Origin of the sequence: Dyella choica (assembly GCF_003977665.1) — a bacterium.
Lineage (GTDB): Bacteria > Pseudomonadota > Gammaproteobacteria > Xanthomonadales > Rhodanobacteraceae > Dyella_B > Dyella_B choica.
On the sequence record NZ_RYYV01000036.1, the window covers coordinates 18,113 to 28,506 of the forward strand.

The 10,394-nt window shown below is 63.4% G+C and carries 12 protein-coding genes; 10 read left to right on the top strand and 2 right to left on the bottom strand.

Annotated elements, in window-relative coordinates; all coding sequences use genetic code 11:
- The first annotated feature begins 205 nt into the window (after window positions 1–205).
- The 3 genes from purM to EKH80_RS22765 all read left to right on the top strand — a co-directional run bounded on the left by purM (window position 206) and on the right by EKH80_RS22765 (window position 2,732).
- Window positions 206–1,234 carry a phosphoribosylformylglycinamidine cyclo-ligase gene (gene purM, locus EKH80_RS22755; RefSeq protein WP_126687094.1) on the top strand — a complete coding sequence of 343 codons (1,029 nt, stop codon included), beginning with the start codon at window positions 206–208 and terminating at the stop codon, window positions 1,232–1,234.
- Between the two features lie 89 nt (window positions 1,235–1,323).
- Entirely contained in the window at window positions 1,324–1,986 is a 663-nt protein-coding gene (purN, locus tag EKH80_RS22760) for a phosphoribosylglycinamide formyltransferase (RefSeq protein ID WP_126687095.1), read from the top strand.
- A gap of 41 nt (window positions 1,987–2,027) precedes the next feature.
- On the top strand, window positions 2,028–2,732 hold the full coding sequence (locus EKH80_RS22765) for a DUF3108 domain-containing protein (RefSeq protein WP_126687096.1): 705 nt from the start codon (window positions 2,028–2,030) through the stop codon (window positions 2,730–2,732).
- Between the two features lie 97 nt (window positions 2,733–2,829).
- Here the strand turns inward: EKH80_RS22765 and murA are convergent, their stop codons facing one another.
- Both murA and EKH80_RS22775 read right to left on the bottom strand, forming a co-directional pair.
- Window positions 2,830–4,089 carry a UDP-N-acetylglucosamine 1-carboxyvinyltransferase gene (gene murA / locus EKH80_RS22770; protein WP_126687097.1) on the bottom strand — a complete coding sequence of 420 codons (1,260 nt, stop codon included), beginning with the start codon at window positions 4,087–4,089 and terminating at the stop codon, window positions 2,830–2,832.
- A gap of 40 nt (window positions 4,090–4,129) precedes the next feature.
- The gene (locus tag EKH80_RS22775; protein ID WP_126687098.1) at window positions 4,130–4,369 is read right to left on the bottom strand and encodes a BolA family protein; all 240 of its coding nucleotides are present in this window, start codon (window positions 4,367–4,369) and stop codon (window positions 4,130–4,132) included.
- A gap of 169 nt (window positions 4,370–4,538) precedes the next feature.
- Here EKH80_RS22775 and EKH80_RS22780 point away from each other — a divergent pair, with 169 nt between their 5' ends.
- The 7 genes from EKH80_RS22780 (at window position 4,539) to hpf (ending at window position 10,268) form a co-directional block, all read left to right on the top strand.
- On the top strand, window positions 4,539–5,549 hold the full coding sequence (locus tag EKH80_RS22780; protein ID WP_126687099.1) for a KpsF/GutQ family sugar-phosphate isomerase: 1,011 nt from the start codon (window positions 4,539–4,541) through the stop codon (window positions 5,547–5,549).
- Window positions 5,550–5,567: 18 nt separating this feature from the next.
- Window positions 5,568–6,110 (top strand): KdsC family phosphatase, encoded by a 543-nt coding sequence (locus tag EKH80_RS22785; protein ID WP_126687100.1) that lies wholly within the window; start codon window positions 5,568–5,570, stop codon window positions 6,108–6,110.
- A complete protein-coding gene (lptC, locus tag EKH80_RS22790) occupies window positions 6,110–6,769 on the top strand; it encodes an LPS export ABC transporter periplasmic protein LptC (protein ID WP_126687108.1) in 660 nt (219 codons plus the stop codon). Before EKH80_RS22785 ends, lptC begins: the two co-directional genes overlap by 1 nt.
- Window positions 6,753–7,319, top strand: a complete 567-nt coding sequence (lptA, locus tag EKH80_RS22795; protein ID WP_230473891.1) for a lipopolysaccharide transport periplasmic protein LptA — start codon at window positions 6,753–6,755, stop codon at window positions 7,317–7,319. Before lptC ends, lptA begins: the two co-directional genes overlap by 17 nt.
- A 14-nt stretch (window positions 7,320–7,333) precedes the next feature.
- The gene (gene lptB, locus EKH80_RS22800; RefSeq protein ID WP_126687102.1) at window positions 7,334–8,053 is read left to right on the top strand and encodes an LPS export ABC transporter ATP-binding protein; all 720 of its coding nucleotides are present in this window, start codon (window positions 7,334–7,336) and stop codon (window positions 8,051–8,053) included.
- A gap of 245 nt (window positions 8,054–8,298) precedes the next feature.
- Window positions 8,299–9,777 (top strand): RNA polymerase factor sigma-54, encoded by a 1,479-nt coding sequence (locus tag EKH80_RS22805; protein WP_126687103.1) that lies wholly within the window; start codon window positions 8,299–8,301, stop codon window positions 9,775–9,777.
- A 167-nt stretch (window positions 9,778–9,944) separates the two neighbouring features.
- Complete coding sequence (gene hpf / locus EKH80_RS22810; RefSeq protein WP_126687104.1) at window positions 9,945–10,268, top strand: ribosome hibernation-promoting factor, HPF/YfiA family; 324 nt, start codon at window positions 9,945–9,947, stop codon at window positions 10,266–10,268.
- Window positions 10,269–10,394 lie beyond the last annotated feature (126 nt).

Genomic DNA, 10,394 nt, shown 5'->3' on the forward strand with positions numbered 1-10,394 from the left:
CAGGCTGTAACGTCCATCAGGCTGTTGAAAAACAGCCTGATGATGCAGGCCAGAGATGGCCTGCCGCGAATCAAGCACAATGGTGCATGATTGGGCGTAGCCGAGTCCGGACCGGGGCCGGACTCGGCGCGTTGAAAAAGGGCAGGAAGGCACTTTTTCAACATCATTGGTATCATTGGACGTTTCTTCTTTCGTCAGGTTGGCCATGTCCGACGCCCTTACCTATCGCGCCGCAGGCGTGGATATCGATGCCGGCAATGCCGTGGTCGAACGTATCAAGCCGCTGGTGAAGCGTACCTTCCGTCCCGAAGTGATGGGCGGACTGGGCGGTTTCGGCGGCCTGTTCAATCTCGGCACGCGTTACCAGGAGCCGGTACTGGTCTCGGGCACCGACGGCGTGGGTACCAAGCTCAAGCTGGCGCAGCAGTTGAACCGGCATGACACCATCGGCATCGATCTGGTCGGCATGTGCGTGAACGACGTGCTGGTGCAAGGCGCGGAGCCCTTGTTCTTCCTCGACTATTTCGCCACCGGCAAGCTGGACGTCGAGACCACCGTGGCCGTGGTCGGCGGCATCGCCAAGGGCTGCGAACTGGCCGGCTGCGCCCTAATCGGCGGCGAGACCGCCGAGATGCCCGACATGTATCCGCCGGGCGAATATGACCTGGCCGGATTCACCGTAGGCGCGGTGGAAAAAGCAGCCCTACTGAGCGGCGACGGCATCGTTGCCGGCGACGTGATTCTGGCCGTGGCTTCGTCTGGCCCGCATTCGAATGGCTATTCGCTGATCCGCAAGATCCTTGAGCGCGCGGGCCATCCGCTGGAGCTGGAACTTGGCGGTGTAAAGCTGGCCGATGCGCTGATGGCACCGACCACGATCTACGTCAAAGCGATGCTGGACCTGCTGAAGGCAGCCCCTGTCCACGGCATGGCCCACATCACCGGCGGCGGCTTGAAGGAAAACATCATTCGCGTAGTGCCGGATGGCCTCGGCCTGCATATCGATGCCGCCAGCATCGTGCTGCCGCCGGTGTTCGACTGGCTGATGCGCGAAGGCAATGTGGCGCGCGATGAAATGTGGCGTACGTTCAATTGCGGCGTGGGCTTCACCGTGCTGCTGCCACGCGATGCGGTGAGTGCCGCTTCGGCCCTGCTCGCCAAGCATGAATTGAAGAGCTGGGTGATCGGCGAAGTGGTTCCGGCGCAAAGCGACGAGCGCGTGCACATCGGCTGACCCCTCCAACCCATTCATTGCCTTTGCCGTGATGCCCGCACAAGCGGGCATCACGGCCGGAACGAATATTTCGCCATCGGCCACCCCACATGCCCAGCCCTCTGCGCATCGCAGTCCTAGCCTCCGGCCGCGGCAGCAACTTGGCTGCGCTGCTGGCCGCCCGCGAACGCGGTGAACTGCCGGTGGAATTCGTGTTGGTAGCCAGTGACAAGGCGGACGCAACTGTGCTGCAGCTCGCGCGATCGGCGAGCATACCGACGATGGTGCTGGATCCGCGCGAATACGCCGATCGCCGCGCTTACGATTTCGCCCTGTTCGATCGCATCGGCGCCCACCAGCCGGATCTGCTGGTGCTCGCGGGCTTCATGCGCATCATCGATGGTGAAGCCTTGAAACCCTGGACGGGACGGATGATCAACATCCACCCTTCCCTGCTGCCCAAGTACCGCGGCCTGCACACGCACCGTCGCGCGCTGAAGGCCGGCGATCCCGAACATGGCGCCAGCGTGCATTACGTCACGGCTGAACTCGACGGCGGTCCGGTGATCGCACAGGCAAGCCTGCCGATCGAAGCCGGTGACGATGAAAACAAGCTGGCCGCGAGGCTGCTGCCGCTGGAACATCAATTGCTGCCCGCAGTCGTCGCACTGATTGCCGCCGGCCGGCTGGATTGGAGTGAGGATGGCATCCTCTTCGACCAGCAACCGCTACACCAACCCTTGCGGTGGCAGGACGGCCAGTTGCTTCGCTGATTGCCATCGGGCGTTCAGGATCGGCGCGTACACTGCCGTCCATGCGCACACACAATCCCACCCGCTGCCTCGTCGCCGGCCTTGCGCTGGCCGTCTCCACGGCAACCTTCGCCGCACAACCGACACCGTTCACCGCTACGTACCAGGTTTCACGCCAGGGCGAAGCCATGGGCGAAGCGACCATCACCCTGAAATCGCTAGGCAACGGCGAGTACGAATACAGCAACCAGATTCACGGCACTTCAGGCCTGGCGGCCATGCTGGGCGCCAATTCCAGCGACATCACGCGCTTTCGCTGGAACAACAATGCGCCGGAGACTGAAACCTATACGTCCAAAGTCGTGGCGCTGAAGACCAAGCAGCGCACCATGCAGGTGGATTGGCATAGCAACCAGGTCCGTGTCGAAGACGGCAAAGGCGTAAGCAACTACGCCGCCGCACCAGGCCTGGTCGATCGCAACACGATGTCGTATGCGCTGGGCCTGGCGTTGCACGACGGTGGCCGGAGCGTGACCTTACCGGTAGGCGTGAAGCAGCGGGTAGAGCAGCAGCAGTACAAGGTGCAGGGCAACGAAACCGTGCAGGTTCCCGCCGGGAGCTTTCAGGCCGAACGGGTGACGCGCGCCGATTCGGACAAGCATTTCGATGCGTGGTACGTGCCCAAGCAGTATCCGATGCCGGTGAAACTGGCGCAAAGCGAAGGCGGGGATTTGACCCTGGAACTGGTGCGCTACAGCTCGCCGTAGCTGCCCTAACGCGTAGGCTGGGATGACAATCCCAGCATCGCTCTTTCTGTGTCACGCGCAGTGCTGGGATTGTCATCCCAGCCTACGCATCTGCGCTTCAGATCGGCAAACGGCGAATGCGCGCGCCAAGCGTACTGAGCTTTTCTTCGATGTTCTCGTAACCACGGTCGATGTGATACACGCGATCCACCGTGGTATCGCCTTGCGCCACCAGCCCTGCCAGCACCAGACACGCCGACGCACGCAAGTCGGTGGCCATGATCGGCGCGCCGCTCATCTTGTCCACGCCGCGGATGATCGCGGTATTGCCTTCCAGGCGGATATCCGCACCCAGCCGCTGCAATTCATGCGCGTGCATGAAACGGTTCTCGAACACCGTTTCCGTGATGATGCCGACGCCATCGGCCACGCAGTTGAGCGCGGTGAACTGCGCTTGCATGTCGGTGGGAAACGCCGGATACGGCGCGGTGGTGATGTTCACCGCCTTGGGACGGCGGCCCTGCATGTCCAGCTCGATCCAGTCCGGGCCGGTGGAAATATGCGCGCCGGCTTCTTCCAGCTTCGCCAGCACGGCATCCAGCGTATTGGATCGCGCGTTGCGAGCACGGACCTTGCCGCCGGTCATCGCCGCACCCACCAGGAAGGTGCCGGTTTCGATACGATCGGGCAATACCTCGTAGTGGCCGCCATGCAGGCGTTCCACGCCATGGATCACCAAGGTGGAGGTGCCGGCCCCCTCGATCTGCGCGCCGAGCGCATTGAGGCAATGGGCCAGGTCCACTACTTCCGGTTCCTGTGCCGCGTTCTCGATGACACTGGTGCCCTCGGCAAGCACGGCCGCCATCATGACGTTCTCGGTGCCGGTCACGGTGACCATGTCCATCACGATGCGCGCACCCTTCAGGCGCTTGGCGCGAGCCTTGATATAGCCGTTCTCGACGTCGATCTGAGCACCCAGCGCCTGCAGGCCACGAATGTGCTGGTCCACCGGACGCGAACCGATCTGGCAACCTCCGGGCAGCGAGACTTCGGCCTGGCCGAAGCGCGCCACCAGCGGCCCCAGCACCAGGATCGAGGCGCGCATGGTCTTCACCAGCTCGTAGGGCGCGAAATAGCGGTCGGCGGGGCGCGGGTCCACCTGGATCTTCATGCGGTCGTCCAGCACCAGCTGCACGCCCATCTGGCCGAGCAGTTCCATGGTGGTGGTGACGTCATGCAGATGCGGGACGTTGCTGATCGTGACCGGTTCGTCGGCCAGCAGGCACGACGCGAGAATGGGCAGCACGGCGTTCTTGGCGCCGGAAATACCCACTTCACCGCGTAGCGGCTCGCCGCCGCTGATCAGGATTTTGGCCATCGGGGAATCCTTGAAATAAGTGACGCCGGGAGCTATGGCGTCAACCGCGCGCAGCGGCTTCATCGGGTGTCAGGGTCTTGAGCGCAAGGGCGTGAATGGCGCCCCCCATGAGGTCGCCAAGGGTGGCATACACAAGGCGGTGCCGCGCCAAGGGCAGCTTGCCCTTGAACTGCTCGGCCACCACTTCCGCCTCGAAGTGCACCCCATCGTCCCCCTGCACGCTCGCCTTTGCGCCGGGCAGGCCGGTTTCGATCATTGCCTGGATGCTGGCTGCGTCCATCGGTTTTCCAAGTACTTGCGATGCTGAACGCCGGCTGCCGAGGAGTACAGGACAGACCATGGGCGACAGGCATCAAGATAGAATGCGAATATGCCATGTTAATGGAAATCCGCTGGCGCAGAAACGACACCTTGTGTCGCTGCCCTGCCCAGCCCGCTCTCGAGGAAGCATGAACGCCCCCATCGCCAAGCCCCAATCCACCCGGGTGGATGCCGCCGCCATCGTGCACAGCGCGCGCACGGTCATCGCCACCGAAGCGGCAGCCATCCGGGCCTTGGAGCCGCGTGTGGACCAGACCTTCGTCGACGCTTGTCGGTTGATCCTCGGCTGCAAGGGGCGAGTGGTGGTCACCGGCATGGGCAAATCCGGGCATGTGGGGCGCAAGATCGCCGCCACCCTGGCCTCCACCGGCACGCCAGCCTTTTTTGTCCACCCCGGCGAGGCCAGCCATGGCGACCTGGGGATGATCCTGCCGCAGGACGTGGTACTGGCCCTGTCCAACTCGGGCGAAACGGACGAAATCCTGTTCATCCTGCCGGTGATCAAGCGCCAAGGCATTCCGCTGATCGCCATCAGCGGCAATCCGGACTCCTCCCTGGCAGGCCAGGCCGACGTGCACCTGGATGCCGGCATCTCCGCCGAGGCCTGCCCGCTGGGCCTGGCCCCCACCGCCAGTACCACCGCGGCACTGGTGATGGGCGATGCGCTCGCCATCGCGCTGCTGGAGGCGCGCGGGTTTACCTCCGAAGACTTCGCCCGTTCCCACCCGGCCGGTAGCCTGGGGCGCCGCCTGCTGCTGCACATCAGCGATGTCATGCATACCGGCCCGGGCGTTCCGATGGTTCCCCCGCACGCCACGCTCACCGAAGCCCTGATGGAAATGACTCGCAAACACCTGGGCATGACCGCTGTGATCGACCAGGAGCAGCGCTTGTTGGGCGTGTTCACCGACGGCGACCTGCGCCGCGCGCTGGATGACGACGGCGTGGATCTGCGCAATGCGCAGGTCAGTGACCTGATGACACGCGGCCCGAAAGTGATCGGTGCCGACAAGCTGGCCATCGAGGCGGCGCAGCTGATGGAGAAGTACCAGATTCACGCCCTGCTGGTGGTCGACCACACGCAACGTGTGGTCGGCGCCCTTAACATCCACGATCTGCTGCGCGCACGCGTGGTCTAAAGAGTTTCGGATTGCCGCATGGATTATCTTTCCAATCTGCCCGCCGAGGTGCTCGCCCGCGCCGCCCGGATTCGCCTGGCCGCCTTCGACGTGGATGGCACGCTCACCGACGGCCGCCTGTGGTACAGCGAAAGCGGGCATGAAACCAAGGTATTCCACGTGCACGACGGCCTCGGCCTGAAACGCCTGCAGGCACACGGTGTGCAGGTGGCGATCGTCAGCGCGCGCATCAGCCATCCCGTCGCCCTGCGGGCGGAAGAACTCAACATCGCGCACGTGTACCAGGGCCAATCCGACAAGCGCGAATGCCTGCGCCAGATGTTGGAAGCCCTGGAGCTCACGCCCGAGCAAGCCGCGTTCGTCGGCGACGATCTGCCCGATCTGCCCGCCATGAACCTTGCCGGCTTTGCCATAGCTGTTGCAAACGCACACCCGTGGGTGGCGCAGCGTGCGCATTGGCAGACGCGCCTGGGTGGCGGCATGGGCGCAGTGCGCGAAGTGTGCGACCTGATCCTGCATGCACAAGGCAAGAGCACGGCGGAACAGGAGCACTGGCGGTGATGCTGCGCCAATACCTGCGCGACAACCGCATCAACGTTGCGATCGTGCTGCTGGCGATTGCCGCACCGGCCAGCTGGCTGCTGCGCAGCTGGGTGGTGGGCGCGCCGCCGTCCAACGAGTTCATTGGCCCGCCGATTGCCGATTACGTGCTCTACAACTCCACCGTGTGGAGCTATGACGCGGACGGCTTGCCGAGCTTCAGCATGAAGGCGCCCCGCATGGATCGCCGCGGTGGCGACGAGTCGCTCTACATCAATGCCCCGGTCTTCGAACTTACCTCGAAGAAACCCGGGGTACCGAACTGGCATGGCAACTCGCCATTCGGCTGGGTCAACCGCGGTGGCACGGAAATGCGGCTGGATGGCGCTGTGTACATGTACCGTCCTGCCTATGCGCAGGGTCCCATGGCAACATTATGCACCTCCAATGTCAGGGGTTGGCCGAAAGAGAACCGCATGGAAACCGCGGACCCGGCCACCATGACGCAGGGACCTAGCGTAATGAACGGCGTTGGCCTGCGTGCCAGCCTCAACGATAACCATCTGGAGTTGCTCCATGACGTGCACGGCATCCTGTATCCGCGCCAGAACACCACAGCTAAGCCTGCTGACTGCCGGGTTGTTGCTGCTACTGCAACCGGCAATGGCAAAGCAGGATGACCGCAACCAGCCGATCCACGTCGTGCATGCCGACAGCTTTGATGGCTACAACCAGCCCAACAGCATCAGCACCTTCACCGGCAAGGTGCTGATCACGCAGGGCACGTTGAAGCTGATCGGCGAGGTCGCAAAGATCTATACCGCGAAGGAAGACACCTCCGTCGATCACCTCGACGTGACTGGCACGCCGCAAAAGCGTCCGCACATCGAGCAGATCGACGACAACGGCAACCTGATGACCGGCGACGCCGATCAGCTTCATTACGACAACGTCAACGGCATAGCCGTCCTTACCGGCAACGCCAACGTGCACCAGCAGAACAAAGGCGACGCGCACGGCGCGAAGCTCACCTACAACACGCAGACCAGCTACATGGTCGGCGAAAGCGGCGGCGCCGGCCAGGTCACCATGACCTTCCTGCCCAAGCAGAAGCCGCTGCCGCCGCCGAAGCACGGTACCGCACCGGCCACCCCGCCCGCGCCTGCCAAGCCGGCCGGCACGCCCTCGCCTAATGTGAGCGAGCCGGCCTCCGCCAGCAGCGCCCCCTAAGGAATAACCGCTACATGCTTTCCGCAGAAGGTCTGCAAAAAAGTTTCCGCGCGCGCCAGGTGGTACGCGACTTCGCATTCTCGATCCGCCAGGGCGAGGTGGTGGGCCTGCTTGGCCCCAACGGCGCAGGCAAAACCACCTGCTTCTACATGATCGTGGGCCTGATCGAAGCCGACGCCGGAGCGATCAAGCTCGACAAACAGGACATCACCGGCCTGCCCATGCATGCCCGCGCCAAGCTCGGCATCGGCTACCTGCCGCAGGAGGCTTCGGTGTTCCGCCGCCTTAGCGTGGCAGACAACATCATGGCCGTGCTGGAACTACGCGAAGGCCTGGACCAACGCAAGCGCGATACCGAACTGGAAAGCCTGCTGGATGAGCTGAAAATCGCGCATATTGCCGGCCAGAAAGGCATCAGCCTGTCCGGTGGCGAACGCCGTCGCGTGGAAATCGCACGCGCGCTGGCCGCGCAACCGCGCTACATGCTGTTGGACGAACCATTCGCCGGCGTCGACCCGATTTCGGTAGGCGAAATCCAGCGCATCGTGCGGCACCTGAAGGAACGTGGCATCGGCGTGCTGATCACCGATCACAATGTGCGCGAGACCTTGGGCATCTGCGACCGTGCCTACATCATGAACGAAGGCGAGGTGCTCTCGCGCGGCACGCCAGCTCATATCCTGGCGGACGAACGGGTGCGCGAAGTGTACCTGGGACGCGAATTCCGCCTGTAAAGGCCGCTATAACCTTCGACTGCCGGGGAACCTGCCAGGCCGTCTGCGGACGGCCCCGTGCTCAAAAAATGCAGGGCTGCCTGCGATGCGAAAACAAGTTAAATACTCCAAGTTCGGCCGGCACTCAAGCCTAATTTGCGCGGCTTCACATCTGTGCACGTTACGCGCGTTTTCCCGACACCACAACTATGGCCGGCTTCCCGTCGAAGGGTTAGGATGAAGCCGGTTCGACCTTTCTGACAGGCATGAAACCAGGGCTCCAGTTCCGTCTCAATCAACAGCTGGCTCTCACGCCGCAATTGCAACAGGCCATCCGGCTGCTGCAGTTGTCGCAACTGGAGCTGGCCGCCGAACTGCGCCAGCTGGCCGAGAGCAATCCGCTGCTCGAATTCGACGAAGACGCTTCGGCGGAACCGGACGAAACCGAAGCCGACGGCGAATACGACACCGAATTCGAATCGCTGGTCTCGGCGGGCAGCGACACGGCATCCGGCAGTAGCGACACCAACGACGAAGCGCCGGAGTGGACGGAGCCGGAAATCAGCTCCGACGAACCGATCGATTTTTCCAGCAGCAACGGCAGTGGCAACGGCTCCGGCAATCGCGACGAAGAAGGCATGGAGCCGCAGAGCGCGGCGGCCGAGTCGCTGCAGGAACACCTGCTGTGGCAGCTCAATCTCACGCCGATGGAGCCACGCGCCAAGGCCATCGCAACGGTGCTGATCGACGCGCTCAATACCGACGGCTATCTGGGGGAAGGCATCGACGCGGTACTCGCCGCCCTGCCGCCACACCTGAAGGCCACGGCCGAGGAAGTGGAGGCCGTGCGCCGCCGCCTGCAGCACTTCGATCCGGCTGGCGTGGCCAGCATCGATCTCCCCGACTGCCTGCGCGCGCAACTGGAACAATTCGATCCCGGCATACCCTACCGCGACCTCGCCCTGCGTATCGTGGAGCACGAACTGGAGCTGCTGGCGCGCAACGACATGGCCAAGCTGGCCCGTCGCCTGCACGCCACCGAGGAAGAAACCACCGGCGCAGCCATCCTCATCCGCAGCCTGGACCCGCGTCCGGGCGCGGCAATGGATACCACACCCGTGGAATACGTGGCTCCCGACGTGTACGCGCGCAAGGAAGGTACGCGCTGGCGCGTGTTCATGAATCCCGAAAGCCAGCCCAAGCTCAGCCTCAACCAGCATTACTGCAGCCTGATTGCCCAAGCGCGTGGCGACGACGCCAGCTGGATGCGCGGCCAGTTGCAGGAGGCACGCTGGCTGATCAAAAGTTTGGAATCGCGTGCCGAAACACTCCTGAAGGTCGCCGAAGCGATCGTGCGAAGGCAAAGCGCCTTCCTGGACTACGGTCCGGAGGCGATGCAGCCGCTGGTGCTGCGTGAAGTGGCGGAGGAGGTGGGTATGCATGAATCGACGATTTCACGCGTCACCACGCGCAAATACATCCACACCCCGCGCGGCACCTATGAGCTGAAGTATTTCTTCTCCAGCGGCGTGTCCACCGAAGACGGCGGCAGCGCGTCCGCCACCGCCATCCAGGCCATGCTGCGCAAGCTGGTCGACCACGAAGATCCGCGCAAGCCGCTCTCCGACCAGGCGCTCGCCGAGGAGTTGCACAACAAGGGCATTCAGGTAGCGCGCCGCACGGTCGCCAAATACCGGGAAATCCTGCGCATCCCCAGCTCCAGCGAGCGACAGCGCAGCAGCTGACTCCCGCCCCCGGCACTGCCCGGGGGAACTTGCAGCCCGGCGGAACAATCCCATATGCAGAGTAAGGTCTAGCTTCACGGTGCAACGATCGACTTCGGGATTCACTTTTCGATCCGCGTACCGATCAACGCCGCCATTGGCGGTCAGCTCTAAGAAGGAGGCGTACCATGCAATTCCAACTCAGTGGTCAAAAGATCGAAGTCACCCCGGCACTGCGCAACCACGCCCACGCCAAGCTCGATCGATTGACCCGCCTCGACGAACGCATCGTTGGTCTGAACGTCGTGCTCTCGGTTGACAAGCTGCAGCACTGCGCCGAAGGCACTCTCAAGGTTCCGGGCAAATCGCTGCACGCCGAAGCCACCGGGAAGGACATGTACGCATCGATAGATGTCCTGTTCGACAAGCTCGTCGACCAGCTTCGCCGCTATCGCGAAAAGCTGTGCGACAAACACCCGCAGGAAGTGCGCGAGGCCCGTCAGTACGGCTGATTGACCGGCCCCGCCCCTCCCCCTGCGGGGAGCTTGATTAGCGTCGAGTCTCAGTAGGGTTTCGAAGATCCCGCTCCGGCAAGGGGCGGGATCGGAGTAAGCCGGCAGCCAGGTCTGCGAGCATCG

Excerpts from the sequence above, each read along its gene's own strand:
- lptC (WP_126687108.1), top strand. The coding sequence starts at position 6,110 with ATGCTGCGCCAATACCTGCGCGACAACCGCATCAACGTTGCGATCGTG.
- purM (WP_126687094.1), top strand. The coding sequence starts at position 206 with ATGTCCGACGCCCTTACCTATCGCGCCGCAGGCGTGGATATCGATGCC.
- EKH80_RS22805 (WP_126687103.1), top strand. The coding sequence starts at position 8,299 with ATGAAACCAGGGCTCCAGTTCCGTCTCAATCAACAGCTGGCTCTCACG.
- purN (WP_126687095.1), top strand. The coding sequence starts at position 1,324 with ATGCCCAGCCCTCTGCGCATCGCAGTCCTAGCCTCCGGCCGCGGCAGC.
- lptB (WP_126687102.1), top strand. The coding sequence starts at position 7,334 with ATGCTTTCCGCAGAAGGTCTGCAAAAAAGTTTCCGCGCGCGCCAGGTG.
- murA (WP_126687097.1), bottom strand. The coding sequence starts at position 4,089 with ATGGCCAAAATCCTGATCAGCGGCGGCGAGCCGCTACGCGGTGAAGTG.
- EKH80_RS22765 (WP_126687096.1), top strand. The coding sequence starts at position 2,028 with ATGCGCACACACAATCCCACCCGCTGCCTCGTCGCCGGCCTTGCGCTG.
- EKH80_RS22780 (WP_126687099.1), top strand. The coding sequence starts at position 4,539 with ATGAACGCCCCCATCGCCAAGCCCCAATCCACCCGGGTGGATGCCGCC.
- hpf (WP_126687104.1), top strand. The coding sequence starts at position 9,945 with ATGCAATTCCAACTCAGTGGTCAAAAGATCGAAGTCACCCCGGCACTG.
- lptA (WP_230473891.1), top strand. The coding sequence starts at position 6,753 with ATGGCAAAGCAGGATGACCGCAACCAGCCGATCCACGTCGTGCATGCC.
- EKH80_RS22775 (WP_126687098.1), bottom strand. The coding sequence starts at position 4,369 with ATGGACGCAGCCAGCATCCAGGCAATGATCGAAACCGGCCTGCCCGGC.
- EKH80_RS22785 (WP_126687100.1), top strand. The coding sequence starts at position 5,568 with ATGGATTATCTTTCCAATCTGCCCGCCGAGGTGCTCGCCCGCGCCGCC.